30 protein-coding genes are annotated in these 25335 nt (G+C 72.0%); 15 read left to right on the forward strand and 15 right to left on the reverse strand.

The features are described from left to right. Nucleotides 1-70: 70 nt before the first annotated feature. Nucleotides 71-1330, reverse strand: a complete 1260-nt coding sequence (locus tag JKJ07_RS36240) for a pyridoxal phosphate-dependent aminotransferase (protein ID WP_202996488.1) — start codon at nucleotides 1328-1330, stop codon at nucleotides 71-73. Nucleotides 1331-1627: 297 nt separating this feature from the next. Here JKJ07_RS36240 and egtA point away from each other — a divergent pair, with 297 nt between their 5' ends. The 4 genes from egtA to egtD are packed head-to-tail and all read left to right on the forward strand — an operon-like array spanning nucleotide 1628 to nucleotide 5824. Beyond that, a complete protein-coding gene (gene egtA, locus JKJ07_RS36245; RefSeq protein WP_202996489.1) occupies nucleotides 1628-2842 on the forward strand; it encodes an ergothioneine biosynthesis glutamate--cysteine ligase EgtA in 1215 nt (404 codons plus the stop codon). Further along, complete coding sequence (gene egtB / locus JKJ07_RS36250; RefSeq protein ID WP_202996490.1) at nucleotides 2839-4140, forward strand: ergothioneine biosynthesis protein EgtB; 1302 nt, start codon at nucleotides 2839-2841, stop codon at nucleotides 4138-4140. The genes egtA and egtB overlap by 4 nt, the downstream gene beginning before the upstream one ends. Continuing rightward, entirely contained in the window at nucleotides 4140-4883 is a 744-nt protein-coding gene (gene egtC, locus JKJ07_RS36255; protein WP_202996491.1) for an ergothioneine biosynthesis protein EgtC, read from the forward strand. The genes egtB and egtC overlap by 1 nt, the downstream gene beginning before the upstream one ends. Then, on the forward strand, nucleotides 4880-5824 hold the full coding sequence (egtD, locus tag JKJ07_RS36260; RefSeq protein ID WP_202996492.1) for an L-histidine N(alpha)-methyltransferase: 945 nt from the start codon (nucleotides 4880-4882) through the stop codon (nucleotides 5822-5824). The genes egtC and egtD overlap by 4 nt, the downstream gene beginning before the upstream one ends. 3 nt (nucleotides 5825-5827) lie before the next feature. On the opposite strand, the gene JKJ07_RS36265 is transcribed toward egtD, so the two are convergent. The 3 genes from JKJ07_RS36265 to JKJ07_RS36275 are packed head-to-tail and all read right to left on the reverse strand — an operon-like array spanning nucleotide 5828 to nucleotide 7917. Beyond that, a complete protein-coding gene (locus tag JKJ07_RS36265) occupies nucleotides 5828-6640 on the reverse strand; it encodes a haloalkane dehalogenase (protein WP_202996493.1) in 813 nt (270 codons plus the stop codon). A 27-nt stretch (nucleotides 6641-6667) separates the two neighbouring features. Then, nucleotides 6668-7387 (reverse strand): hypothetical protein, encoded by a 720-nt coding sequence (locus JKJ07_RS36270; RefSeq protein ID WP_202996494.1) that lies wholly within the window; start codon nucleotides 7385-7387, stop codon nucleotides 6668-6670. Continuing rightward, nucleotides 7384-7917, reverse strand: coding sequence for a SigE family RNA polymerase sigma factor (locus JKJ07_RS36275; RefSeq protein ID WP_202996495.1), 534 nt, complete (start codon nucleotides 7915-7917; stop codon nucleotides 7384-7386). The genes JKJ07_RS36270 and JKJ07_RS36275 overlap by 4 nt, the downstream gene beginning before the upstream one ends. Before the next feature lie 68 nt (nucleotides 7918-7985). Here JKJ07_RS36275 and JKJ07_RS36280 point away from each other — a divergent pair, with 68 nt between their 5' ends. Continuing rightward, nucleotides 7986-8573, forward strand: a complete 588-nt coding sequence (locus tag JKJ07_RS36280) for a dihydrofolate reductase family protein (protein WP_202996496.1) — start codon at nucleotides 7986-7988, stop codon at nucleotides 8571-8573. On the opposite strand, the gene JKJ07_RS36285 is transcribed toward JKJ07_RS36280, so the two are convergent. Then, on the reverse strand, nucleotides 8551-8985 hold the full coding sequence (locus JKJ07_RS36285) for a MerR family transcriptional regulator (protein WP_202996497.1): 435 nt from the start codon (nucleotides 8983-8985) through the stop codon (nucleotides 8551-8553). The genes JKJ07_RS36280 and JKJ07_RS36285 overlap by 23 nt on opposite strands. Before the next feature lie 43 nt (nucleotides 8986-9028). Then, nucleotides 9029-9730: an alpha/beta fold hydrolase gene (locus tag JKJ07_RS36290; RefSeq protein ID WP_202996498.1), complete on the reverse strand. Its 702-nt coding sequence runs from the start codon at nucleotides 9728-9730 to the stop codon at nucleotides 9029-9031. 80 nt (nucleotides 9731-9810) lie between these two features. Between JKJ07_RS36290 and JKJ07_RS36295 the strand changes: the two genes are divergently transcribed. After that, nucleotides 9811-10392 (forward strand): TetR/AcrR family transcriptional regulator, encoded by a 582-nt coding sequence (locus JKJ07_RS36295; RefSeq protein WP_307834584.1) that lies wholly within the window; start codon nucleotides 9811-9813, stop codon nucleotides 10390-10392. Here JKJ07_RS36295 and JKJ07_RS36300 read toward each other — a convergent pair. From JKJ07_RS36300 to JKJ07_RS36310, 3 genes are read right to left on the reverse strand one after another with little or no spacing between them, the layout of a single operon-like run. Beyond that, nucleotides 10335-10799: an AAA family ATPase gene (locus tag JKJ07_RS36300; protein ID WP_202996500.1), complete on the reverse strand. Its 465-nt coding sequence runs from the start codon at nucleotides 10797-10799 to the stop codon at nucleotides 10335-10337. The two genes, JKJ07_RS36295 and JKJ07_RS36300, sit on opposite strands and share 58 nt — an antisense overlap. After that, nucleotides 10796-11251 (reverse strand): hypothetical protein, encoded by a 456-nt coding sequence (locus tag JKJ07_RS36305; protein ID WP_202996501.1) that lies wholly within the window; start codon nucleotides 11249-11251, stop codon nucleotides 10796-10798. Before JKJ07_RS36305 ends, JKJ07_RS36300 begins: the two co-directional genes overlap by 4 nt. Next, entirely contained in the window at nucleotides 11248-11748 is a 501-nt protein-coding gene (locus JKJ07_RS36310; protein ID WP_202996502.1) for a ribonuclease FAU-1 family protein, read from the reverse strand. The genes JKJ07_RS36305 and JKJ07_RS36310 overlap by 4 nt, the downstream gene beginning before the upstream one ends. Before the next feature lie 285 nt (nucleotides 11749-12033). Here JKJ07_RS36310 and JKJ07_RS36315 point away from each other — a divergent pair, with 285 nt between their 5' ends. After that, on the forward strand, nucleotides 12034-12759 hold the full coding sequence (locus JKJ07_RS36315) for a G5 domain-containing protein (RefSeq protein ID WP_307834585.1): 726 nt from the start codon (nucleotides 12034-12036) through the stop codon (nucleotides 12757-12759). On the opposite strand, the gene JKJ07_RS36320 is transcribed toward JKJ07_RS36315, so the two are convergent. Beyond that, complete coding sequence (locus JKJ07_RS36320) at nucleotides 12756-13148, reverse strand: HIT family protein (RefSeq protein ID WP_202996503.1); 393 nt, start codon at nucleotides 13146-13148, stop codon at nucleotides 12756-12758. The genes JKJ07_RS36315 and JKJ07_RS36320 overlap by 4 nt on opposite strands. A 47-nt stretch (nucleotides 13149-13195) precedes the next feature. Here JKJ07_RS36320 and JKJ07_RS36325 point away from each other — a divergent pair, with 47 nt between their 5' ends. Both JKJ07_RS36325 and JKJ07_RS36330 read left to right on the forward strand, forming a co-directional pair. Next, entirely contained in the window at nucleotides 13196-14629 is a 1434-nt protein-coding gene (locus JKJ07_RS36325) for a nitroreductase family protein (RefSeq protein ID WP_307834586.1), read from the forward strand. A gap of 12 nt (nucleotides 14630-14641) precedes the next feature. Further along, a complete protein-coding gene (locus JKJ07_RS36330) occupies nucleotides 14642-15454 on the forward strand; it encodes an MBL fold metallo-hydrolase (RefSeq protein WP_202996504.1) in 813 nt (270 codons plus the stop codon). A 97-nt stretch (nucleotides 15455-15551) separates the two neighbouring features. Here JKJ07_RS36330 and JKJ07_RS36335 read toward each other — a convergent pair whose 3' ends face one another. Both JKJ07_RS36335 and JKJ07_RS36340 read right to left on the reverse strand, forming a co-directional pair. After that, nucleotides 15552-16958, reverse strand: coding sequence for a GGDEF domain-containing protein (locus tag JKJ07_RS36335; protein ID WP_202996505.1), 1407 nt, complete (start codon nucleotides 16956-16958; stop codon nucleotides 15552-15554). Nucleotides 16959-16986: 28 nt separating this feature from the next. Beyond that, on the reverse strand, nucleotides 16987-18144 hold the full coding sequence (locus tag JKJ07_RS36340) for a phosphodiester glycosidase family protein (protein WP_202996506.1): 1158 nt from the start codon (nucleotides 18142-18144) through the stop codon (nucleotides 16987-16989). A 61-nt stretch (nucleotides 18145-18205) separates the two neighbouring features. On the opposite strand from JKJ07_RS36340, the gene JKJ07_RS36345 reads away from it, so the two are divergent. The 3 genes from JKJ07_RS36345 to JKJ07_RS36355 all read left to right on the forward strand — a co-directional run bounded on the left by JKJ07_RS36345 (nucleotide 18206) and on the right by JKJ07_RS36355 (nucleotide 20505). Further along, complete coding sequence (locus JKJ07_RS36345) at nucleotides 18206-18811, forward strand: class I SAM-dependent methyltransferase (protein WP_202996507.1); 606 nt, start codon at nucleotides 18206-18208, stop codon at nucleotides 18809-18811. A gap of 82 nt (nucleotides 18812-18893) precedes the next feature. Beyond that, entirely contained in the window at nucleotides 18894-19613 is a 720-nt protein-coding gene (locus JKJ07_RS36350) for a lytic polysaccharide monooxygenase (protein WP_202996508.1), read from the forward strand. A gap of 70 nt (nucleotides 19614-19683) precedes the next feature. Next, nucleotides 19684-20505 carry a molybdate ABC transporter substrate-binding protein gene (locus tag JKJ07_RS36355; protein ID WP_202996509.1) on the forward strand — a complete coding sequence of 274 codons (822 nt, stop codon included), beginning with the start codon at nucleotides 19684-19686 and terminating at the stop codon, nucleotides 20503-20505. A gap of 43 nt (nucleotides 20506-20548) precedes the next feature. Here JKJ07_RS36355 and JKJ07_RS36360 read toward each other — a convergent pair whose 3' ends face one another. Beyond that, on the reverse strand, nucleotides 20549-21313 hold the full coding sequence (locus JKJ07_RS36360) for an IclR family transcriptional regulator (RefSeq protein ID WP_202996510.1): 765 nt from the start codon (nucleotides 21311-21313) through the stop codon (nucleotides 20549-20551). A gap of 67 nt (nucleotides 21314-21380) precedes the next feature. Here JKJ07_RS36360 and JKJ07_RS36365 point away from each other — a divergent pair, with 67 nt between their 5' ends. Further along, nucleotides 21381-22214, forward strand: a complete 834-nt coding sequence (locus JKJ07_RS36365; RefSeq protein WP_202996511.1) for an isocitrate lyase/phosphoenolpyruvate mutase family protein — start codon at nucleotides 21381-21383, stop codon at nucleotides 22212-22214. Nucleotides 22215-22269: 55 nt separating this feature from the next. Here the strand turns inward: JKJ07_RS36365 and JKJ07_RS36370 are convergent, their stop codons facing one another. Both JKJ07_RS36370 and JKJ07_RS36375 read right to left on the reverse strand, forming a co-directional pair. After that, the gene (locus JKJ07_RS36370) at nucleotides 22270-22476 is read right to left on the reverse strand and encodes a hypothetical protein (protein WP_202996512.1); all 207 of its coding nucleotides are present in this window, start codon (nucleotides 22474-22476) and stop codon (nucleotides 22270-22272) included. A 172-nt stretch (nucleotides 22477-22648) separates the two neighbouring features. After that, nucleotides 22649-23155: a GNAT family N-acetyltransferase gene (locus JKJ07_RS36375; RefSeq protein ID WP_202996513.1), complete on the reverse strand. Its 507-nt coding sequence runs from the start codon at nucleotides 23153-23155 to the stop codon at nucleotides 22649-22651. On the opposite strand from JKJ07_RS36375, the gene JKJ07_RS36380 reads away from it, so the two are divergent. Together JKJ07_RS36380 and JKJ07_RS36385 are read left to right on the forward strand one after the other, a co-directional pair. Then, nucleotides 23156-23884, forward strand: a complete 729-nt coding sequence (locus JKJ07_RS36380) for a 3-keto-5-aminohexanoate cleavage protein (RefSeq protein WP_236030498.1) — start codon at nucleotides 23156-23158, stop codon at nucleotides 23882-23884. A gap of 53 nt (nucleotides 23885-23937) precedes the next feature. Beyond that, nucleotides 23938-25194: an MFS transporter gene (locus tag JKJ07_RS36385; RefSeq protein ID WP_202996514.1), complete on the forward strand. Its 1257-nt coding sequence runs from the start codon at nucleotides 23938-23940 to the stop codon at nucleotides 25192-25194. Nucleotides 25195-25335 lie beyond the last annotated feature (141 nt).

A 25335-nucleotide genomic window follows, 5' to 3' on the forward strand; every position in this document is an offset into this window, starting at 1 on the left:
CGCGGGCGGTCATCTTCGGCGTCGTCGCGGGGACCTGACGATGCAGCGGGTCCGGAGGCGGCGGCGCAGCCTACGCATTGGCGGCGCGGCGGGCCGTGTATTCCGGGGAGCGGCGCGACGGATACTGGATGAGGTTGTCGGGCGCCTCGTCGAGCCCGCCGCTCCAGCTGCGGCCGCGCTCGATCGGCTGCTCCTCCTCGTACGACCGGACGCGGAACTGGCGGCCGTAATCCATCATGCCGTCGATCAGCCGGTCGACGTCGCGCGCCGGGCGCACCACCAGGCGCATGAACTGGCTGGTCATGCCGAGCTTGTTGCCGCACTCGCGGGTGTAGACGCCGTGGTTGGCCACCAGGTAGTCGCGCAGCGCCACGCCGGACCACTCGGTGGGCAGCTTGACCAGGATGAAGTTGCCCTGCGAGGGGAAGACGGTCAGCCCCGGGATGCGGCCCAGCTCGCCGGCCATGGCCCGGCGGTCACGGCTGAGCAGGCGCAGGCTGTCCTCGTACTCCTCCTCGTGATCCTGGATCATGAAGACGACCTTCTCGGCCAGCGAGTTGAGGTTCCACTTGGGCAGCGCCTTGCCGATCTTGCCGGCGATCGACGGGTTGGCCATCAGGTAGCCGAACCGGATGCCGTGCAGGCCGAAGTTCTTGCCCAGGCTCTTGAGCACCACCGTGTTGGGCCGGATGACCGCGTCGGGGCCGACCGACGGGTATTGCTCCATGTCGCTGAAATCGATGAACGACTCGTCGATGACGACCAGGTCGAGGTCGCCCAGCATGTCCATGAAGCGGATGACGTCGCGGCGCGGCAGGTAGCAGCCGTCGGGGTTGTTGACGTTGCAGACCACGGCCACGCGCGAACCTCGGTCGCGGATGAAGCGCACGTAGTCGTCGAGGTTGAGCCGGAACCCGTCGCGCTCCTGCAGCGGGAACATGTCGACCCGCTTGCCCGTCTCGAGCGGCTGGTCGGTCCAGCGGCCGAACGTCGGGATCGGGATCGCGACGCTCTCCTTGATCAGCAGGTGGTCGATCCACGTGATCAGCTCGGTCGAGCCGTTGGCCATGGCCACCGTCTGCGGGTGCAGGCCGAGCACGCTGCAGAGCTTCTTGGTGATGCTGCTGGAGTCACTCGGGTAGTACTTCAGGATGTTCTTGAGGTCGCGGCTGAGCTCCTCGAACATGTCGGGGGTCGGGAAGTAGGGGTTGCACGGGATGCAGAAGTCCACGATCTCCACACCCTCGCCCGCGCTGCGCGAGAGGTCGAAGTAGGAGGCGCTGTGGGCCCCCTTGTGCAGGATCGAGGTGTCGATTCCGGTCCCCGCCATCGCGACTCCCTAACTCGTCCGCCGTCACGCCACTCCGCCGTGGCGTGCCGCCCTCCAGTACGGGTTGTATCCAGGAAGAGTTCAGGATTCTCGAATCAGTAACCGAGAAATTCGCGTTAACGCAGGTCAATGCGGCCTCGGTAAGCCGAGCTCGGCTTAAGTGCCCCTTAACGCCGCGGCTCCCGATCGAGTGACCCAGATCACTGCGCGGCGTTGTCCCTGCAAGCCGGCCGTACACAGAGGACGCGTCGGGCGCTGTCCGGGAAATTGTCGTACCCCGGTTCTAGGTTCGAGGGCATGACCAAAAGCGTACGGTTGCTGACGGACGGTGAAGCCACCGCGGCCGTCCTTCGCACCCAGAGCGAGGTGGAGGCGCGCATCCGTGCCATCTGCTTCAAGACCGGCCCACCCGCGCTCGTCGGGGCGGAGCTGGAATGGACCCTGCATCACACCGCGGCGCCGTCGGCGCCGCTCACGGCCGAAAAACTGCGGCAGGCGCTCGGCCCGCACACACCGGTGACCATCAAGCCACCAGGTGACCTCAGTCCCCCGCGACCCCTCCCCGCCGGCGGCACGATCACGGTCGAGCCCGGCGGACAGGTGGAGATCTCCTCCGCCCCGGCCGCGACGCTCGCCGCCCTGCACGCGGCGGTCAGCGCCGACACGGCCCACCTCACCGCCCTCCTCGGTTCGGCCGGCCTCACGCTGGGCCGCCAGGGCATCGACGCGCATCGCGAGCCCCGGCGCCTGGTGCACACCCCGCGCTACACGGCGATGGAGCAGTCCTTCGACGCCCGCGGCCCCGACGGCCGGGTCATGATGTGCAGCACCGCCGGCCTGCAGGCCTGCCTCGACGCGGGCACGGAGGCCGAGCTGGCGGTCCGCTGGGCCGCGGTCTCGGCCCTGGGGCCGCCGCTGCTGGCCGCGTTCGCCAATTCGCGGCGCCACGCCGGCCGCGACACCGGCTTCGCCTCGGCCCGCATGGCCGCCTGGTGGGCCATGGACCCGCGGCTCACCCACCCCGTCGGCGTCTCGCCCGACCCGGCCGCCGACTGGGTGCGATACGCGCTGGCCGCCCCGCTCACCTGCGTGCGGCGCGACGGCGGCTGCTGGGCGGCGCCGCCCGGCACCACGCTCGGCGACTGGGCCCGGGGCGCGCTGCCCCAGCCGCTCACCGCCGACGACGTCGACTATCACCTCACCACCCTGTTCCCGCCCGTCCGCCCGCACGGCTACCTCGAGGTGCGCTACCTCGACGCGCAGCCCGCCGACGACTGGTTCGCGCCGGTCGCCGTGCTCGCCACCCTGCTGGCCGACCCGGCCACCACCGACGCCGCGCTCGACCTGGCCCTCCCGGTCGCCGGTCACTGGGAGGCGGCCTATCGCTACGGGCTCGACGACGCGGCCCTGCGCCGCGCCGCCACCGCCGTGCTCGACCTGGCCGCCCGTCGCCTCGAGCCCGGCCCGCACCGGCCCGAGGTGCTCGACTCGATCGAACGGAAGCTGCGATGACCATCGAGACCGACCGGCTGCGCGACCGCGTCGCCGCCGAACTCCTGCGCACCCGTGACCGCACCGCCCTGCTCACCGAGGCCGTCGACGACGCCGACCTCGTCCGTCAGCACTCGCCGCTGATGTCGCCGCTGGTGTGGGATCTGGCCCACGTCGGCAGCCAGGAGGAGCTGTGGCTGGTGCGCGACGTCGGCGGCCGTGACCCGCTGCGCCCCGACATCGACGAGCTGTACGACGCGTTCAAGCACGCCCGGCGCGACCGGGTGGCGCTGCCGCTGCTCACCCCGGCCGAGGCCCGCCGCTATGTGGCCGAGGTGCGCGACAAGGCCCTCGACGTGCTCGACCGGGCCCGCATCGACGACGGCCGCCGGCTGGTGACCGACGGGTTCGCCTTCGGCATGATCATTCAGCACGAGCAGCAGCATGCCGAGACGATGCTGGCCACCCACCAGCTGCGGGCCGGTCCACCGGTCCTGCCTTGTGAAGAGGCGCCGGTTGTCGCCCGGCCGGTCGGCGGCGAAGTCCTCGTTCCCGGCGGGCCCTTCACCATGGGCACCGACACCGAGGCGTGGGCGCTCGACAACGAACGGCCGGCCCATCAGGTGCAGGTGCCGGCCTTCTACATCGACCGGGCCGCCGTCACCAACGGGGAGTACGCCGCCTTCATCGACGCGGGCGGCTATGACGACCCACAGTGGTGGAGCCCGGCCGGGTGGGCGCACCGGCAGGCCGCCGGGCTGACCGGGCCGGCGCACTGGCAGCGCGACGGTGACGGCTGGTCGGCCACGACGTTCGGGCGCACGGCCCCGGTCGTACGGGAGGAACCGGTTGTCCATGTGTGCTTCTGGGAGGCGGAGGCGTACGCGAAATGGGCCGGCAAGAGGCTGCCGACCGAGGCCGAGTGGGAGAAGGCGGCCCGCTGGGATCCGGCGACCGGACGCTCGCGCCGGTTCCCGTGGGGTGACGAGACACCCGAGCCGCGTCATGCGAACCTGGGCCAGCGGCAGCTGCGGCCCGCCCCGGCCGGCGCCTATCCCGCGGGTGCGTCCCCGCTCGGCGTGCAGCAGCTGATCGGCGACGTCTGGGAGTGGACGTCCACCGACTTCCACGGCTATCCGGGCTTCGCCGCGTTCCCCTATCGCGAATACTCCGAGGTCTTCTTCGGCCCCGACTACAAGGTGCTGCGCGGCGGCTCGTTCGGCACCGACCACAACGCCGCCCGGGGCACGTTCCGCAACTGGGACTATCCGATCCGGCGGCAGATCTTCAGCGGCTTCCGGCTGGCCCGAGCCGCCTGATGTGCCGTCACCTGGCCTATCTGGGCCCGCCGATCACGTTGGCGAGCCTGCTGTTCGAGCCCGCGCATTCGCTGGCCCACCAGTCGTGGGCCCCGGCCGACATGCGCGGCGGCGGCACGATCAACGCGGACGGGTTCGGGGTCGGCTGGTTCGCCGCGGGTGGTCCGGTGCGTTATCGCCGGGCCACCCCGCTCTGGAGCGACACCACGTTGCCCGGTCTCGCCGCCGTCACCGCTTCGGGGGCGATCCTGGCCGCCGTGCGCAGCGCCACCGTCGGCATGCCGGTCACCGAGCAGGCGGCGGCCCCCTTCGCCGAGGGCCCCTGGCTGTTCAGCCACAACGGCAAGGTCACCGGCTGGCCCGGCTCGGTCGCCAAGCCGGCCGGCGCGCTCCCGCCGGTCGACCTGCTCACGCTCGACGCGCCAACCGACGCGGCGCTGCTGTGGGCCCTCGTCCGCGACCGGCTGCGCCACGGGGCCGGCCCGCGCGAGGCCGTGGCCGGCACGATCGCCGAGGTGGCCGCGGCCGCCCCCGGCTCCCGGCTCAACCTGCTGCTCACCGACGGCGAGACCGTGGTGGCCAGCACGTACGGCCATTCCCTGTCCGTCCGCAAGCGGGCCGGCTCGGTGATCGTCAGCTCCGAGCCGCTCGACGACGACCCGTCCTGGCAGCCCGTCGGCGACCGCACCCTCGTGGTCGCCACGGCTGCCGAACTGCACCAGATCCCGTTGGGGGAAGTGTGAAGGTCCTTCTCGACGCCGACGTCCAGGAGAACGCACTGCGCGCCGATGTGGTGGCCGGCCTGACCGCCGAGCGCAAATGGCTGCCGCCCAAGTGGTTCTACGACGCCCGCGGCAGCGAGCTGTTCGAGCAGATCACCGAGCTCCCGGAGTATTACCCGACCCGCACCGAGCGCGCGATCCTCACCGAGCGCGCACCCGAGGTGGCCCGGCTGACCGGCGCGCCCACGCTGATCGAGCTGGGCTCGGGCTATTCGACCAAGACCCGGCTGCTGCTCGAGGCGCTGCCGCTCACCTCGTTCGTCCCGTTCGACGTCTCCCCCTCGGCCCTGGCCGCGGCGGCCGACCAGATCGCGGCCGACTTCCCCGGCCTGCCGGTGCACCCGATCGTCGGCGACTTCACCCGCCATCTCGACGACCTGCCCGGCACTCCCGGCCGGCTGGTGGCGTTCCTCGGCGGCACGATCGGCAACTTCGAGCCCGCCGCCCGCACCCGCTTCTTCACCGACCTGCGGGCCGTGCTGCGCCCCGGCGAGCATCTGCTGCTCGGCACCGACCTGGTGAAGAGCCCGCGCGTGCTGGTCCCCGCCTACGACGACGCGGCCGGGGTGACCGCCGAGTTCAACAAGAACGTGCTGCGCGTGCTCAATCACCACCTCGACGCCGACTTCGACGTCGACGGGTTCGCCCACGTCGCCCTCTGGAACGCCGACGAGGAGTGGATCGAGATGCGGCTGCGGGCCCGCTGGCCCATGCGCGTCACGATCCCCGCCGTCGACCTGGTCGTCGAGTTCGCCTCGGGCGAGGAGATCCGCACCGAGATCTCGGCCAAGTTCCGCCGCGAGGGCGTCGAGAAGGAACTGGCCGAGGCCGGCTTCACCCTCGACCAGTGGTGGACCGACCCGGCGGGCCGGTTCGCCCTCTCCCTGGCGGTCGCCTCCTGACCGTCAGGCCATCCACGCCGCCAGCTCGGCCGCGATCTCGGCGGGGCGGTCCTCGGGCAGGAAGTGCAGGCCCTCCCCCACGTCGCGGATACGCAGGCGGGGTGCGGCCCGGCGCACTTCCTCGACCCGGGGCGGGCTCAGGATCGCGCCCGGGGTGGCGGTGAGAAGCAACAGCGGCACGTCGGTGGTGGTCAGCCAGTCCCAGTTGGCGGCGAGCACACGGTCGGTCTCGGGTGGCTCGCCGCCGATCGGAATCTGGGTGACCCACCTCCAGATCGGGTGCCTTGACTGCGCCGTCGGGTAGGGATCGGCGTACGCGTGCCGCTCTTCGGGGGTCAGCTCGCGCAACGTGCCGCCGGGCAGCACCGTGGACAGGAAGAAGTCGTCCTCCTCGATCATGCGGCGGCCCTCGACGGGATCGCGGAGCCGGCGGAACAGGTCGCGGCCGCCCTCGTCGAAGTCGTCCCACGACGCCAGCGGGCGCAGATGGCCCTCGGTGACGGCGACGCCACGGACGCGGCCGGGGTGGGTGCGGGCGTATTCGATCGTCAGGCCCGCACCCCAGTCGTGCCCGACCAGCCACAGCGGCCCGTCGAGGCCGTCGAGCACCGGGGTCAGGTGGCGGCGGTGGTCGGCCCAGTCGTACGCGATCGGCGGTTTCGGTGACCGCCCCATGCCGATCAGGTCGACCGCCACGCAGCGGAACCGGCCGGCCAGCGGCGGGATGACGTTGCGCCACAGGTACGACGACGTCGGATTGCCGTGCACGAAGACGACGGTGGGTCCGTCACCCCCGGAATCTCTGACGTGCAACATGCTTCCGGACCGTACACAACCCAGATGTCAGCCGGCGGTGTGCAGTTCGGTGCCGTTGCCGTCGTACGCGGTGAGGTCGGTCAAGGTGGCCGGGGGCTGCCCCTGGGTGAAGTCGAACCAGAAGATCTGCGCCTTGTCGGAGGGGCCGAAGCCGGTCCAGGGGGCCCGTTTCGCCTCGACGATCTCACCGGTCGTGCCGTCGCGGGCGGTGATCCTGGCAGCGTCGCCGACGTAATAGCCGAAGGTCGGGGTGGTGCGGCCGTCGATTTTCCGGCCGGCCTGAATCGCGTGGAAACCGGGATCCATCCGGCCGGCTCCGGGGTCGCTGCTCGCGATGTCGATGGTGAAGTCGTCGAAGGTGCCGGTCGTGGTGCGCCCGAGGATCAGGGTGAACGTCCTGTCCAGGTCGTCCGGGTCGACGGTCTCGACGTAGAGGATCCAGCGGCGGCCCTCGGCCTGCCGACCGGTCTCGACGACAGTGCCGAGCAGGCCGGGCGCGGAGGAACTGCCGGCCGACGGCAGCGGGGCCGAGGGGCCGGCCACCGGGGTCGAGCCGGCCGGGCCGCCCAGTTGGCTCACGCCGATCAGCAGGGCCGCCACCGTCAGCGCCGACGCCCCGCCGACGGCGAGCCTGCGGCGCCGGCGCATCCGGCCCCCGGCCGCCATCACCTGCTGCAAGTCCACGGGCGCGAGGTGGAAGTCGGGCGGTGAGTGCATGGCGTCCTTCAGGTCTTCCAGCTGCGTCATAGTCCTGCCCCTGCTTCCGTCTCGGTTCGTAGTGGCGGCACGAGCCCGGTCGTGACGCGCAGTTTCGCCAGCGCCCGCGAGTTGAGGCTTTTCACCGTGCCCGGTGACAGGTCGAGCTCGCGGGCCACCTCGGCCTCGCTCGCGTCGAAGAAGTGCCGCAGCACGACCACCGCCCGTTCGCGCGGTGACAACGACTGCAGGACGCCGATCAGCCAGCGCCGCTTCGACACCACGTCGGCGACGTCCTGGGCGGCCGGCCGCTCCGGCATGGCCTCGGTCGCGTACTCCCGCATCGGGCGGCGCCACTGGTCGGTGATCAGGTTGGCGAGCACCGTGCGGGCGTACGCGTACGGGTCCTTGCGGCTGATCCGGCCCCACGCGGCGTACACCCGGACGAGGGTGGCCTGCGCCGCCTCCTCGGCCTGATGCTGGTCGCCGGTGAGCAGGTACGCCGCACGTTGCAGGCGCGCGGAACTCGCCTGGGCGAACGCGATGAAATCATCGTCACCGCGGGCCTTTCCTCGTTTCATGAGCACCAAGACGAGCGAGGGCCGGGTTTGGTTGCGTGATCTAATCGAGCGACGCAGTGGGAGGGCTTATGCCGGGTCGGTTCGTGTACTGGATGAACGTCTCGCTGGATCTCAAGATCGAGCACGCGCCGGGCGAGCAGGGCGGCGGCGAGTGGATGCGGATCGGCGAGGCCCTGCATCAGGAGTTCAACACGAGGGCGCGGGCGTTCACGGCCATGGTTCAGGGCCGGACGATCTACGAGACGATGGAGTCGTTCTGGCCGGCCGCGCGCACCGACGAGTCGCTGCCCGGCTACCTGCGGGAGTACGGGGAGATCTGGACCTCGGCGCCGAAGGTTCTGGTGTCGCGCACGCGCACCACGGCCGAGCACAACACGCGGGTGGCCGGCGACGACGTGATCGGGGCGCTGACCCGGCTGCGGGCCGAGACCGACGGCGACATCGGGGTGGGCGGGGCCACGACGGCCACCCTGCTGCTGCGGGCCGGGTTGCTCGACGAGTTGCTGCTTTTCACTCATCCGGTCGTGCTCGGCGGCGGGCGGCCGCTGTTCGACGACCTCGAGTCGCCGGTCGAGCTCGACCTGATCGAGCAGCAGTCGTTCGAGGAGGGCGTCACGATGCACCGGTACGCCGTCAGGCACTCGGACGCGCCGTGACGGTGACCGTCGGCAGGGGGCAGTCGGGGCAGGTGCAGTCGGTCAGGCTGTCGCATCGGGCGTCGACGACCTGAACGAGCGTGGCCCTGATGGCGGTCAGGTCGGCGATCTTCCGATCGATCTCGGCGATCTTGCCGGTGGCCCGGGCGAGCAGGTCGGGGCCGGGGTGCGGGCGGCGGCCGGTGGCCAGCAGGCCGGCCACCTCGTCGAGGGTGAACCCGAGGCCCTGGGCGGCCTTGATGACGGTGAGCAGGGCGACCGTGCCGGGCGGGTAGAGGCGGTGGCCGCCGTTCGAGCGGACCGGCTCGGCCAGCAGACCCCGGCGCTCGTAGTAGCGCAGCGTCTGGATGTTGACGCCGGCCCGGGCGGCCACCTCACCGGTGCGCAGCGGGGCCGGTGCGTCGATAGTCATGTCCCGACGGTAAACCCGTACCCGGGTATCGGTTGCAACCCGGTCAGGCCAGCTTGAGGAGCAGGGTGGCCAGCTCGCCGGGGACGGTGATCATGCAGTCGTGGCCGCTGCGCAGCTGGAAGACCTGGGCCCTGCGGTCGTCGACCGGGCGGCGGGTGATGCCCTCGGGCTCGGAGCCGACGCAGTGGATGTGCGTGCGCGCGATGGCCGCCGCGGCCGGGTTGTCCAGGCGTACGGGCTCGGCGTAGGCGCGGATCGGCTCGTCGACCAGCGTCGAGCGCAGCCAGGCGATGTCGCCGGGGTCGGTGACGCCGAACAGGCCGTACGGCGCGGGCAGCTCGGGCAGCGGCGGGACCCGATCCGGCGCGTCCGACCGGGCGGCCGCGTCGACCAGCGTACGGGTGATCGGCATGACGTCGAGGGCGGTCTCGCCGTGCACCGGGACCATCGCGTCGAGGAAGACCAGGTGCCCGATCCGCTCCGGCGCGTCGTTGGCCACCGAGCTGATGACCAGGCCGGCGTAGCTGTGGCCGACCAGCACGACGTCGGTCAGCTCCTCCTCGGTCAGCAGCCGCACGACGTCGGCCACGTACGCCTCCAGGCCCGCCTCCGGCTCGAACCGGTCGCCGTGGCCGGGCAGGGTCGGGGCCAGGACGCGGTGGCCGGCCGCGGTGAGCAGCGGAACCAGCCGCTCCCAGGCCCGGCCGTTGTGCCAGGCGCCGTGCACGAGCACGTAGGTCGTCATCGGATATCCTCCTCAAACGGGACGGTGTCCCGGTTGACGATACGGGACAGTGTCCCGTTTAGCTGTCGTGAGGTGATGTGGTGACCGACACTCGGCCCAAGCGGGCCGACGCCCGGCGCAATCAGGAGGCGCTGCTCGGCGCGGCCGCGACGATCTTCGTACGTTCCGGGGTGGAGGCGCCGATCCGCGACATCGCGGCCGAGGCGGGGGTCGGCACGGCCACGATCTACCGGCACTTCCCGACCCGGGCCGACCTGATCGTGGCCGTCTACCGCCATCAGGTCGAGGCGCTCGCCACGGCCGGCCCTTCGCTGCTCGAAAACAGCCCGACCCCGTACGAGGCCCTGCGGCAGTGGATCGATCTGCTCGTCAACTTCGTGGTCACCAAGCTCGGCCTGGCCCGGGTGCTGCAGTCCGACGACCCCTGCTACGACCCGCTGCACTCGTACTTCCTGGAACGGCTCGAACCCGTCTGCGCGAGCCTGCTCGAGGCCGCGGCCGCCGCCGGGCAGATCCGGGCCGGGCAGGACGCGGCCGAGCTGATGTACGGCGTCGGCGGGCTGTGCGCGGGCAGCAATCCGCGCTACGACGCCCGGCGCCTGGTTCAGCTGCTGGTGGCCGGGCTGGCGAACCCGCGCAGCACGTCGAGCCCCGGGGCGTAGCCGTCCGTGGTCTCGACGTCGAGAGTGGGCACGTCGAGGCGTACGGGGTCGAAGGTGTGGTCTCGCGGCGGCCGCCCCCGCTGCGCGATGCGGCGATCGAGCGCGGCCGTCGAAGCCCGGCAGCGCAGAATCCGCACGTCACCGTGGCGCAGCAGCGGCTCCAGGCCCCGCGCCCAGGCCGGATGCTGGAAGGCCGCCTCCGCCACGTGAGACACGTCGTTGGTCAGATAGAGGCGGATCGCGGCGAAGAACACGTCGTACGTGCGGAGCATGTCGGGCGGGTCCATGCCGGCGTGGATCTCGTCGCGATGCAGCGCCGGCCGCCCGAGGTCGAGCGCCAGCCGCCGCGCGAGGGTGGACTTGCCCGCCCCGGGCGGCCCGGTCACGACAAGCAGGACGGGCGTCATGTGAGCTGCTCGGTCAGGCGGTCGAGACCGTCCCTGATCAGCCGGCCGTAGTCGTCGTCGCCGAGGGCGCCGATGCCCGCCCGCGCCTGCTCCAGGTGGTCGCGGGCCCGGACGAGGTCGCCGAGCTTGCGATAACAGCCGGCCAGGTTGAGATGCAGCGACGGATAGAGCGCGGCCACCGACAGCGGGACGCCGGCCTCGGCCACCCGATCGTCGGTCAGCCGCCCGATCGCCCGCAGCGCGCGCAGCTCCCACTCCAGCTCCTGCGCGGGCTCGTCCTGCACGTCGCTCATCGAATGGGCCAGCACGCACACATGTAAGGGGTCGCCCTGCTCACCGCCGATCTCGTCCCAGATCTCGGCGAACATCCCGTACGCGGCCTCCCGCTGCCCGCGGCCGTGGTGCAGCTCGACAGCCTGCCCGATCCGGGCCAGCGTGGCATCGGCGTTCACGCCTCCCCCAACCGGTCGAGCAGCTGCCAGCCGCGCTCCAGCCACGGCTCCCGCCTTTCGCGCAGCGTCGCGGCGCACTTCTCCGCCGTGGCGCGGGCCAAGCCGGCGTCGCCCGCGGTCATCCAGCCGCGCAGCAAGGACTCCTCGTACTCGTCCCAGTCCTCGATCTCGACCCGCCCTTCATCCACGTGCAGCACCGGATCGAGCTCAAGGTCGACATAGCGCCACCCGTCCTCGACGACCTCGGGCGGCAGGCACACGTCGATCTCCAGCCGCCGATCCCCGGGCTCACCGACCCACCACGCCGCCCACGGCCGCCCCTCGGCCAGCCACACGACAACCGGCACGGCCGACGCCCCCTCATCGTGCGGCGCCGCCCACGGCGTCCCGACCGGCGCCCACAACCACGCCCCCTCGGCCTCCTCAGCCACAGTCCGGAAGTCGAACCGATAAATCCCGCCGGGCCGCTTGATCTTCCACAGTCGACTGATGCCCACAAGGCACCTTAGCCAGCCGCCAGTGACACGACGGTGACAAGCAGCCGGCGGGGACAGCGAGAATCAGCCCGGGTCAACGACCTTCACACCCGGCCAGCGATGTTGGGGGCGTGCTTGGTCAACCGGGCGCGGCGCCAAAATGCCGTTGAGCAGGTCGGCCCTCCCTCGTGGATCGGTCGTTCGGAATGGGGTCGGTAAAGAGGTGTCGGGGGTTCAGCTCTTTCGGTGACGGGGGTCGGCCGAAGTGCCGACGCGCGGATGGCGGCGGGCGGCCAGACTGGCTCGGTGACGTATCCCACACCGCAGCGGGCCGGGTTCTGGCGGCGGCTCACCGTCTTGCAGCGCGTTGCCCTGATCACGGTCGCGCTGATTTTGCCCTGTCTTGGGGGTGTGACGGTGGCCGGCGTGTTCGCGAGCGGCGGCGACGACGCTCCGAAGACCGACCGGCTCGCCGCCGACGTGCAGGCGGTCGAGACCACGGCGGCGGCGCCCACGACCGCCGCCACCGCGCCCGCCACTGCCGAGGAGACGGCCGCGGCCACGGTGACGGAGGCGGCGGACGCCCCGACGACTCAGGCCCCGGCGCCAACCACTGCGGCCCCGGCTGTGGTCACCAAGACCAGGACCGTGGAGGGGCCGATCCCGTTCGGGACGCGCAAGGTCTCCGACGATTCGCTGGCCGAGGGCAAGACCCGCGTACGGACCAAGGGTGTGCCGGGCGTGAAGACGATCACCTGGCAGATCACCTACACCAACGGGAAGCCGACCGAGCGGCGCATGGTCAAGACCGTCGTCAAGCGCAAGCCGGTCACCCAGGTGATCGCCGTCGGGGCCAAGGCGGCAAGCGAGTGCGACCCGAATTACAGCGGGTGCGTGCCGATCGCCAGCGACGTCGACTGCGCGGGTGGCAGCGGCAACGGGCCCGCGTACGTGAAAGGCCCGGTCAATGTGATCGGCGATGACATCTACGACCTGGACCGCGACGGCGACGGCGTGGCCTGCGACAGCTAGAGCGCGGCTTGGATCCGCTTGAGATCGTCGTCGAGGCGTGCGGCGGGCACGTCGTTGTCGACGCGGGCGAAGTCGAAGTCGGCCATCTCGTACGCGGGGAAGACGTGCACGTGGGCGTGCGGGACCTCGAAGCCGGCCACCACCAGGCCGACCCGCGGGGACCCGTACGCCCGCTTGAGCGCGGCCCCGATCGTGTGGCTGACCGCCATCACGTGGCCGAGCAGGTCGGCGGGCAGCTGGGTCCAGTCGTCGATCTCCTCGCGCGGCACGACCAGCGTGTGCCCGGCGGTGAGCGGCGCGATCGTCAGGAACGCGGCCACCCGGTCGTCGGACCAGACGATCCGCCCGGGCAGGTCGCCGTTGATGATCTTTGTGAAGATGCTGGCCATGACCGTCCTCAGCTAGTTTTGTCGGGCCCGGATGGCAGAGTATCGCTGTGGACATTGATACCGGCGCCGGACTGCTGCACCGCCTCACGTCCTACTCGGGGGCTCGCGAGTGGGACGTCCCGATCGACGACCCCCGCGTGCGTCACGACCTGACGCCCAACGATCCCGAGACCTCCCCGCCGCAGGTCAAGGCCTATCCCGGCGATCTGCCCGTCACTCCCCTGCCGCGTGACCTGCCCGATCCGGGCGGGCCGGCCGCCGACGTGCTCTCGGGCCGGGCCGGGCCCGCGCGGCCGCTCGACGCCGCGCAGCTCGGCCGGGTGCTGTTCCTCGGCGCCGGCGTGGTGCGCACGATGGTCCGCGACGGGCGCCCGATGCTGTTCCGCGCGGCCGGCTCGGCCGGGGCAAGATTCCCCCTGGAGGTCTACCCGGTGACCCGCGGCGTCGAGGGCGTCGACGACGGCGTCCACTGGTACGACCCGGTGGCGCACGCCCTCGTGCGGATCGGCCCGCCCGCCGCGGGCGACACCACGACCCTGGTCGTCACCGGCGTCCCGTGGCGCACCGGCTGGCGCTACGCCGAGCGCGGCTTCCGCCACCTCTACTGGGATGCGGGCACCCTGCTCGCGCAGCTCGAGGCGGCCGCGGCCGCGTTCGGCCCCCGCCTGCGCACGGTCTTCCCCGACGCCGGGGTCACGTCGCTGGTCGGCGCCGACGGCGTGCACGAGTTCCCGCTCGCGCTGCTCACCCTTGGCGACGGCGAGCCCGCCGTGACCCCGACCGGCCCGGCCACCCCGGGCGGTGACCTGCCGCCGGTGGAGTTCCCGCTGGTCACCCAGGCCCAGCGCGCGGGCGACGGCGACGGCCTGGGCAGCCCGTGGCCGATCGGCGCCGCCGTCGAGCCCAGCCCGAAGAGCGAGACCCTCGACGCCGTGATCCGCCGCCGCGGCTCGCAGCGCCGGATGGACCGCACAAAGACGGTGCCCCTCGAATCGCTGACCTGGCCGATGGCCGCCGCGCTGCGGGGCATCGAGATCCCGCACTGGGTGGCGGTGCACGGCGTCGACGGGGTCGAGCCCGGCATCTATCGCTGGCCCGACCTCGAGCACCCGATCGTGACCGGCGACCTGCGCTCCGAGCTGGAACGCGTCTCGCTCGGCCAGTCACTCTCGGCCGATGCGGCGTATGTGGTGATCGCGGCCGTCCCCGGCGACGACCTGGACGACCGCTCGTATCGCACCGCGCAGCTGGCCGCCGGCGTGGTGGAGGGCCGCCTGCACCTGGCGGCGTATGCGGTCGGGGCCAGCGCCTCCGGCATGACGTTCCTGGATTCCGAGGTGCCGGCGCTGCTGCACGAGCCCGGCAGCTTGGTGACGCTGCTGTTCACGTGCGTCGGCGTCCCCGAATACCAGTCCAAGGCAGGCGGCGGCCCGGGCGATCCCGTCGCCGTGCGCCGAGTCGTGCCCCGGCTGGTCGACTGAGGAGGCGAGATCGTGCTCGAACAGGTTGCCGACGGAGTGCTCGTTCACGAGAGCGAGTTCCTTCAGAGCCATGCGGTGGTGGTGCAGGGCCCGACCGGGGTGCTGCTCGTCGACCCCGGCGTGCGCGACGCCGAGCTGGCCTGCCTCGCGGACGACCTGGCGGGGCAGACCGTGGTCGCGGGCTTCTCGACGCATTCGCACTGGGATCACATCCTCTGGCACGCCCGGCTCGGCGATCCGCCGCGCTACGGCACGGCCCGCTGCGCGGCCGACGTCCGGGAGCAGCTGTCCGCGCCGGAGGCGAAGGCCGAGATCACCGAGCATCTGGAGCCGACCGGCCTGGCCGACCAGGTCTCGCTCGACCTGCTCGGCCTGGTCACCGGGCTGCCGGCGGGGGCGGGCGAGATCCCGTGGGACGGCCCGGTGGTCCGCATCCTCGAGCACGACGCCCATGCGCCGGGCCACGCGGCGTTGCTGATCGAGGAGAGCGGGGTGCTGATCGCGGGCGACATGCTGTCCGACATCCTGGTGCCGATGCTCAACTGGGCTCCGGCGGCCGACCCGATCGAGGACTATCTGGCGGCGCTGCGGCTGCTGGAGGGTGTGGCCGGCGAGGCGCGGGTCGTGGTCGCGGGGCACGGGTCGGTCGGCGGGGCCGAGGAGCTCCGCGGCCGGATCGAGCGGGACAGGGCGTACGTGCTGGCCTTGCGGGAGGGCCGCGAGCCGAGCGACGATCCGCGAATCGGGCCGGCGGTGCGGCCCGGCTGGGAATGGGTCAACGACGTGCACGAGGGGCAGGTGCAGAGGCTGGCCACGCGGGGTTAGTCAAGCGAAGGGCCAGCTCTTCAGCGGGCCGCGAGCGGGGCGGCGGGGCGGCGGCGCGGCGGCGGGGGCGGGGCTGCTCTCAATGGGCCGCGAGAGGTTAGGCGGCCGCGCGGCCGTCCTGCTCGAAGGACTCCTGCCAGACGGCCCAGCGGGTTTGCGGCCCCAGCCGCTTGGCGCGATACATGGCCAGGTCGGCCCGGTGCACGATCACGTCGTGGGTCAGTTCGCCCGGCGCCGACACGGCGATGCCGATGCTCGCGGCGAGCGGCGTCAGCCGGCCGTCGACGATCACCGGGGCCAGGGCCGAGGCGAGCGCGCCCGCCACGTCGTACGCCTGCTCGGGGAAGTCGAGATCGGGCAGCACCACGGCGAATTCGTCACCGCCGAGCCGGCACGCCAGCCCCCACGGCGGCACGCTCGCGCGCAGCGCCTTGGCGAACTCGACCAGCACGAGGTCGCCCGACTTGTGCCCAAGGGTGTCGTTGACCTCCTTGAAGCCGTTGAGGTCGATCACCAGCACGGCGCTGAGCCGCCCGGTGCGCTCGCCCCGGGCCAGCGCGCGGTGCGAGGTCTCACGGAAGCGGGCCCGGTTGGCCAGCCCGGTCAGCCCGTCGGTGACCGCGCGCTCGTCGCTCTCGCGCTGCACGATCGACTGCCGGGTGAGCACGATCGCGCTGATCGTGGCGCCGCCCAGGGCCAGGCCGCCCCACGGGAAGAGGTCGCCCTGCCGGATCGCGGCCGCCAGCATGAGCCCGTGGGCGACGGCCACGGCCGCGTACGGCAAATAACGCGCGGACACCAGCGGACGCCGGGCGGCCGGCTCGACGGCTGCCGCCACGAGCAGGGCATCGGCCGTGAGCCAGACGAGGAACTGCCACGGCGAGAGCTGCGCGGTGGTGCCGTAGACGACGTCCCCGGCGAACAGCACCAGTGCGCCGGCCGCGAGCGTACGGGAAGGTCCTTCGGCCCGGCGCAGCAGCGCGCGGGAGACGCTGAAGAGCAGGGCCAGGTCGGCGACGGGAAGCAGGATCGCCTGGCTGGTCCAGCCGTGCCGGTCCACGTACGGGCCGATGGCGAGGAACCACAGCAGCATAAAACCGCCGACCAGCACGACGGCCGCGTCCAGCCCGGTCTTCCAGCGCTCGCGGCGGCTCGCGGGGGCCAGCGGGAACAGGTGCAGCGCGATCACCAGGGCGCCGACGAACGCGATGTGGCTGATGTCGTCGAGCACCGGCGTCGTCGTGAACAACGCGATCACCGGTGTCACCGCGAGCACCGCGAAGCTCACGGCGACCGCGCGCCACGCCTGTCGCGCCCGCGGCGGCAGTCCGGGGCCGCGGGCGGCGAGCAGGGAGGCGGTCAGCCCGGTCAGGCCGAACAGGGTGCGACCGATCTCGACCACCGCGTCGAACGCGCCGCCGCCGACACTCAGCGCGATACCCGCGGCGACCAGCACGGCGCCGTAGAGCAACGCCAGGGCCGGTCGGCGAGGAAGTGTCTGCACGACCGCAGACGATCGGTCGCGCCGGAGGTTACTTGAGAATCAGGGCGTCACCCACGGGCCGCTGCACCCCGCCGCTGGGCTGGTTGATCAGCTGTCCGGCGGCGACCATGGTGGTCGATCCGCCGCCGTCGAGGTTGATCGCGTCCCGCAGCCCGAGCGCGTGGGCCACGGCGGCGGTCTCGTCCATCGTCGTGCCGACGCTGCTGGTCATCCGCCCGTCGATGGTGGCGAAGACCAGTTTCCCCGTACGGGTCGTGCCCGCGATCGTCCGCGGGTTGCGCTCGAAGAAGCTGCCCGTCCCGGCCGGCACGACGATCCGCCCGTCCTCGGTCAGCCGATAGCGGCCGTTGACCCCGTACGTGCCCGGTCGCAGCACCACCCGCTCGCCGTCGGCGCCGGTCACGGTCTGCTCGAGGCGCAGGCAGCCCACGGCCAGCGCGACCAGGGCCGCCGCCCGCTCCCCGGTGGCCTGCACCGCCGTCTGCCCCGCGACCAGGGCCGTGCCCCGCGTCGCCGCCGTCCGCACCACACAACCCCGCCGGTCGAGCACCACTTCGGCCCCGTCCCCCGCGGGCGTCGAGGCGCCGAACTCGGGCGTGAAGACCGCGACGGCACCCGGGTCGTTGATCGTCTCCACGGCCAGAGCGACCCCCGTACGCGGGTTGCGCACCGACGACGACCAGGACAACTTGCCGACGACCATGCGGTTGCGGGCCGAGTCGACGACCAGATCGGCCTCGGCCGGGTCGGTGGTGGGCTCGCTGAGCAGCTTGCCACGGTGGATGCCGAGCCCGACCGGCGTGCCGGGGTAGAGCTGGCTCGCGGTGAACGTGAAGAACGACGCGTTGACCCCGGCCAGCGCCCGTTCCGCGGCCACGAGATCGCTCACCGTCTCGGTGCGGCTCAGATCCGGCCCGTACGTGGCCTTGAGGTGTTGCTTGGCCGTGCGGGGGTCGACGGTGAGCACGTTGATGCGCCAGGGCCCGCGCGTGGTCGTGCCGATCTCGCCGCTGGGCGCGGGCTCGGTGCCGCGCACGATGCGGGTCAGCGTCACGCCGCGCGCAAGCGTCTGGACAGTACGGGTCTCGGCCAGGTCGGGATCGCCGAGCGGCAGGGCGGCGGGCGGGGCGGCCGGCGCGAGGGCGGACGCCGCCAGCACGGCGGCCGCGACAAAGGAGTGAATCATGTCGATATCCAAGCGATCCCGGCCGAACGGAAACCCAACGGCGGGCATCTAGAGTGTCGCGGTGACCGAGCCCGTACGTGATGCGTATTCCTCCAAATCCGAGCAGTACATCGAGCTCTTCGGCGGCGACTGGCAGCCCGGCGCCGAGGCCGCCCTGATCCGGGGCCACCTGACCGGCCTCGACGGCCCGGTGCTCGACCTCGGGTGCGGCCCCGGTTTCTGGACCGCCGACCTGCAGCGGCTGGGCGCCGACGTGACCGGCGTCGACCTGGTGCCCGAGTTCATCGAGCACGCGCGGGCCACATTCCCCCGTACGCGGTTCCGGCTCGGCTCGATGACCGAGCTGGACGTGCCCGGCCACTCGGTGGCCGGCATCCTCTCCTGGTATTCGACGATCCACCTGCCGCCGGCCGAGCTGGACGGGGTGCTGGCCGAGTTCCGCCGCCTGCTGGTTCCGGGCGGGCGGCTGGTGATCGGCTTCTTCGACAGCGACGACGGGGTGGCCGCGTTCGATCACAAGGTGATCACCGCGTACCGCTGGCCGGTCGACGAGTTCGCCGCGCGCCTGGCGAAGGCCGGCTTCACCGAGGTCGACCGTCACCAGGAGCAGTTCCCGGAGCGCCCGGACCGCAAGTACGCATCCCTGGCGGCAACCGTGTCTTCGTAATGTGAAGAAACTGTTGACAAACTTAACTGTATTGACGTTCGCTGATGGGACGATGCTCCGCGTATCCCCCGAAGGGAGCGACATGACCCTCAAACGAAGACTGGCCCTGCTTGCCGCGGCCGTCCTCACCGCACCGCTTATCGCCATCATCGTCCCCGCGAGCCCGGCCAGCGCCCACGGCTGGATCACCAGTCCCCCGAGCCGTCAGGACCAGTGCGCCACCGGCGCGGTCGCCAACTGCGGTTCCATCCAGTACGAGCCCCAGAGCGTCGAGGCGCCCAAGGGGTCGATGAGCTGCAGCGGCGGCAGCTCGTACACGGTGCTCAACGACGACAACAAGGGCTGGCGGGTCACCTCGATCGGCAGCTCGACGGCGTTCACCTGGCGCAACACGGCCATGCACCGTACGCAGAACTGGCAGTACTACGTGGACGGCCGGCTGCACCAGACGTTCACCAACGGCAACGCCCAGCCGCCGCAGGTGCTCAGCCACCAGCTGACCGGCCTGCCGAGCGGACGGCACAAGATCCTCGCCGTCTGGAACATCTTCGACACCGCGATGGCCTTCTACTCCTGCGTCGACGTCAACGTGAGCGGGGGCGGCACCACCAACCCGCCGACCACGCCGCCGACGAACCCACCCACCAGCTGCGGGGCGGCCTGGAGCGCGTCGGCCGTCTACACGGGCGGCATGAACGTCTCGCACAAGGGCCGGGCGTACACCGCGCGCTACTGGACCCAGGGCGAGGAGCCCGGCACCACCGGCGAGTGGGGTGCCTGGCAGGACAAGGGCGCCTGCTGACCCGTACGCACGTCGCCGCCCGGCCCGATTCCCCGTGGGCCGGGCGGCATCCTCTTCCGAGCGGAGCCCGATGAGATCTCGCCGCCTCACCCTCGCCGCCCTCGCCGTCACGCTCGGCCTGTCGGCGTGCTCCGGCCCGGTCGCCGCCCCCACCCCCACTGTTCCTGCTTCCGCCTCCCCGGCACATCACCATCAGCACAGCGCCGGCCCCCCGCCCTCGGGCGCGCCCCAAGGCACGGTCATCGTCCACGCCGCCGATCCCCTGCGCGACACGCTGACCAAGCTGATTCCGAAGTTCGAGGAGGCGTTCCCCGGCGCCGAGGTGACCGTCGACTACGGCGCCGGCCTCGAACACGCCCAGCACATCCTGCACGGCATGCCCATCGACGTGTTCCTCTCCGCCGACGAGGCCGCCACCGGCATGGTCACCGCCGCCCACGACCGCGGCACGCCGGCGGTCATCGCCCGCAACCCGATCGTCATCGCCCTGCCCCCGGCCGGCGACCGGATCCGCGCCATCGGCGACCTGCGCGACGCCCGCGTGGCCCTGTGCGCCGACTCCACCCCCTGCGGCCGGGGCAGCCGCGCCGCACTCGAGGCGGCCGCCGTCGAGGTACGCCGCCCCACCGTCGAACCCGACGCCCCCACGGCACTGGCCCAGGTCACCTCGGGCGCCGTCGACGCCGCCCTGACCTACCGCACAGACGTGATCACCGCGGGGGGCAACCTGCGAGCGGTCGACTTCGAACAAGCCACCGGCCTGGCCGACGTCTACACCGCCGTCCGCCCCACCACCGGCGCCAATCCGGTAGCCGCCGACGCCTTCGTCACATTCCTCAACTCATCCCTGGCCCGCCACATCTTCGCCGACGCCGGCCTCTCCCCCGCCTAGGAAGCCCGCCCCTCGCTTTCGCCGCCCCCACGCAGGCTTCTTCTCAGGGCTTCCAGCCCAGTTGGGCTGAGACTCGGGCGGCGCTGGCGAGCAGGTGTTCGGCTGTGGTGGGGTCGGAGTCGGGGGTGAATCGTTGGGCGGGGCCGGCCACGCTTATCACTGCGGCGACCCGGCCGTCGTGGTCGAAGATGGGGGCGGCTATCGAGGCGGCGGCCGGCTGGCGTTCGCCGTGGGAGGTGGCGTAGCCGCGTTCGCGGATGGTGGTCAGTTCGCGGCGCAGGCGGGCCGGGTCGACGATCGTGTGCTCGGTCAGGGGCTCCAGGCGGCTGCGGTCGAGGTAGCCGTCGGGGTCGAACGCCAGGAACGTCTTGGACGAGGCGCCGGCGTGCAGCGGGAACGGGACGCCGACGGTCACCTCCAGGCGCAGCTCCTGGTCGGGCACGACCTGGTCGACGTACAGGCGGGTGTCGCCGCGCCGCAGTGAGAGCGTGGCCGTCTCGCCGGTGCGGCCGCTCAGATACTTCAGCTCCGGAGCAGCCATTTCCCGTACGTCGGTCCGCGTCAGATAGGCCCGGCCGAGCGCGACGGCGGCGTGGCCCAGCGCGTACCGGCGGCTCTGCGGGTCCAGGGTGATCAGCTCGCGGTTGCGCAGCGCGGTCAGGATGCGGTGCACGGCGGCCTTGGTCAGCCCGAGCGCGCCCGCGATCTCGGTGACGCCCAGGTCGGCCCGCTCGGTGCGGCCGAACAGCAGCAGCACGTCCATCGCTCGTTCCACCGCGGCCACGGATCTCGACCGGCTCTCCTCCATAGAGATGATCGTAAATGTATTGGGCGGGCTGTCGGCGCCCGGGCGGCCTCGCGTTGAATACTCGGTCATGAACGCTTTCCGAGAGCTGCTGTCGGCCGGGCGCGTGACCCACGTGCCGGGCGTGTTCGACCCGTTGAGCGCGACGCTCGCCGTGCACGCCGGCCACCGCGCGGCGTACCTCGCGAAGGCCGCCGTGGCCGCGGTGATGATGGGCCGCCCGGACGTCGACTTCGTGCCGGCCACGCAGCTCGCCGATCGCGCCGCCACCCTCGGCCCGGTGCTGGGCGGGGTGCCGCTGCTGGCCGACGCGGGCGCCGGTTTCGAGACCGAGCAGGGCGCGGTGTGGACGGCGCTGTCCTATCAGCGGGCCGGCATCTCGGGCGTCGTCGTCACCGACATGTTCGCCGAGCTGCGGGCGCAGGTGCCCGACGTCGCCATCGTGGCCAGGACCAACGCGTACGCGGTGGGCGGGCTGGACGCCGTGGTCGAGGACTGCCGCACGTTCGCCGAGCTCGGCGCCGACGCGGTACTGCCGGCCGGGGTGGGCAGCCACGGCGACCTGTCGCTGCTGCAGGCCACGCTGCCCGGCGTGCCGCTGGTGCTGACCCGCTCCGAGGCGGCCGCGGCCCCGCCCCTGCTGCCGGACGCCCAGCTCGCCGCCCTCGGCGTGCGCCTGGTGCTGCACCCGCTGGCCGCCCTGCTGGCCGCGGCCCGCTCGGCGTCGCAGGCCTACCGCGCGATCCTCGAGGAAGGCACGGCCGACACGATCGACCGCATGCCGTGGGCCGCGTTCACGGCGCTGACCCCGCCGCCGCCCGCCCCCGCGACGGCTCCCCGCTCGGCCGCCGGCTCGGACGGCGCCACGTTCTCGATCCCCGTCCCCACCAACCTCGACACGTGACCGTCCGCTCCACGTGACCGCCGGGGTGCGGTAGGCGACCTCAACATGAGCGGCATCAACATGAGCGCGTCAACACGAGCAAAGTCAATACGAACAGCGTCAACATGAACGGAATCAACACGAACGCAATCAACACGAACAGCGTCAACATGAACGGAATCAACACGAACGCAATCAACACGAACAGCGTCAACATGAGCGGCATCAACACGAACGCCGTCAACACGAACGCCGTCAACACGAGCGGCGTCAACATCAGCACGTCAACACGAGCAGCTTCAGCGGCCCGGCCAGGCGCAACCGTGGGCGCTGCGCGAGCGCATGAGCGGCATCAATACGGATGCCGTCAACATGAGCAATGTTGACATGAGCGGTGTCAACATGAGTGACGTCGGCACGGGCGGCGTCAATGAGTGGCGTGCGGCGACGGGTGATTACGCGGGTGGCCTGCTGAGCGCGTACAGGGCGTACGGCTCGTTCTCGATGAGCAGGGGCTTGGCGTACGTGAAACCCAGGCGGCGCATGACGGCGCGCGACCGGCTGTTGCGGGTCTCGGTAAACGAGACGACCTCGTCGGCGCCCAGCGGGCCGAAAGCCAGGTCCAGCCCCGCCCGCCCGATCTCGGTGGCGTAGCCCTGGCCCCAGAACCGGCCGTGCAGCACCCAGCCGAGTTCGAGCCGCGGACGACCGTCGACCACGGCGCGGGACAAGCCGCCCCGCCCCACGCACTGGCCGGTCACGAGGTGGTAGGCCATCCACTTGTGGACACCGTCGTTGCGCCAGCCGAAAGCCATGCGGCGGGTCTCGCTCTCGATCTGCGGCCACGTCCACCGGCCGTACCATTCGGCGACCGGCGGATCGCGATAGAGGGCCAGCAGGTCGGGGGCGTGACGAGGGGCGACGGGCTCCAATCGGAGACGCGCGGTCACTAGGTTGGGCATATGACCATGCTGCAGGTGACGCCGAACGGTCCGTGGGGCAAGGACGTCCATCCGACGATGCCGGTCACGCTGGACGAGGTGGTCGCCGACCTGACCGAGTGCTTCGCGGCCGGGGCGGACGGGGTGCATCTGCACGTCCGTGACGAGTCCGGCGCCGAGACGCTCGACCCGGCCGTCGTCAACGAGACGTGCCGGCGGGCGCGCGAGGTGGCGTACGGGGAACTCGAAGTTGGTCTGACCACGGGGGCGTGGATTGTGCCCGACCTGGCCGACCGGATCGCGATGATCCGCGAGTGGGAGGGCGTCGACGTCGCCACGGTGAACCTCTCGGAGGACGGGTTCGAGCAGGTCATGCGGGCGATGCTCGACGTCGGCATCGGCATCGACGTGGGCCTGTGGGCGCCGCAGGAGGTGCCGGCGCTGCTCGCCTCGGGGCTGCTGCCGCACGCGGCCCGGATCAGCATCGAGCTCGACCCGGGCGAGCCCTACTTCCTGCCCGGCCCGCCCGAGGCGACCGCCGACGAGGTGAACCGCCTGCTCGACGAGGCCGGCGCGACCTGCCCGCGCCTGACCCACGGCATGAACGACTGGACCTGGCCCCTCGTTCGCGACGCGTTCCGCCGCGGTCACGCCACCCGCGTCGGCTTCGAGGACTCGATCCTGCTTCCCGACGGCACCCCGGCCACGAGCAACGCCGACCTCGTACGGGCGGCGGTCGCCCTGCGCTGAGCATGGAACGCGCGTGTACCACTCGATGACCATCCGCGCTTACGGTGATCGGTGTGATCCAGCGAGTGCTGCCGCCTCCCGGGCTGCCGCGGCAACTGGTGGCGCAGTCGGCGCTGGTTGCGGTCGGGTGGGGCATCTATCTGACGGGCAGCGTCGTCTTTTTCAGCCTGTACGTGGGTCTGACGCCGGTGCAGATCGGTCTCGGCTTCTCGATCTCCGGGTTGCTCGGGCTGGTGCTGGCGATGCCGCTCGGGCACCTGGCCGACCGGTTCGGCGGGCAGCGGGCCTGGGTGGCCGGGTCGATCGTCGGAGTGGTCGCGTTCCTGCTCTATCCGCTGGTCGGCGCGTTCTGGTCGTTCGTCGTCGTGCTCGGGATGCAGGCGGTGTCGCAGGCGCTCACCGACGCCGGGCGTTCGGTCTACACCGCGGCGGCCGTGCCGGCGGAGATCCGCGTGCGGACGATGGCGTTCGTCCGGGCGTACCTGAACATGGGTTTCACCGTCGGGGCCGGGCTGGGCGCCGTCGCGATCGCGCTCGACTCGCGGCCCGGGTTGCTGATCCTGGTGCTGGCCAACGCGGGCGGGATTCTCGTCAGCGCCTGCTTCGTGGCCCGCATGCCCGCCGTGCACACCGAGGCCGGCCCCGATCGCCGGCCGCCGTGGGGTGTGCTGCGCGATCATCCGTTCACGGCGCTGACCGGGGTGTTCGCCATTCTCTCCTGCAGCGAGGTGCTCTTCAGCACGGTCGTGCCGCTGTGGGCCATCACCAGCACCGACGCGCCCCGGCCGGTGCTGGGCGCGCTGTTCGCCCTCAACACTGTGCTCGCCGTCCTGCTGCAGGTGCCCGCGACCCGGCACGCCGTCAGCCTGACCGGATCGGCGAACCTGACCCGCTGGGCGGCCCTGTCCACGGTGGCCGCCTGCGTGGTGTTCCTGGTCGGCGGGCGTACGCAGGGCTGGCTGACCATCGCCGTGCTGGCGCTCGGCGTCGTGCTGCTGACCGGCACCGAGCTGTGGTCGTCGGCCGCCGAGTGGTATTTCGTGACCGAGGTGCCGCCGCCCGACCGGCGCGGCGTCTATCTCGGCGCGGCCCGCACCGGCAGTGGCGTCGCGCGGATGATCGGGCCGGTCGCGCTGACGTTCCTGGCCGTGCACACCGGCGGCTGGGGCTGGTGGGTGATCGCCGCGCTGTTCGCCGTGGCCGCGCTGCTCATCCACCCGGTCGTCGCCTGGGTCGGCCGCACCCCGCGCGCCCTCGCCTCGGCGAGCACCACCGGCCCGGCCGAACCCCGCGCACCCTCAGCCCACTGAGCACCAGGGCCCCCGTCGCCCCCGGCACCGTCAGCCCACTGAGCACCGTGGCCCCGTCGCCCCGGCACCGTCAGCCCACTGAGCACCGTGGGCCGGTCGAACCCCGCGCACCCTCAGCCCATTGAGCGCCCCGGCTCGGCC

It is taken from the genome of Paractinoplanes lichenicola (genome assembly GCF_016785085.1).
In the GTDB taxonomy this organism is placed as follows: domain Bacteria; phylum Actinomycetota; class Actinomycetes; order Mycobacteriales; family Micromonosporaceae; genus Actinoplanes; species Actinoplanes lichenicola.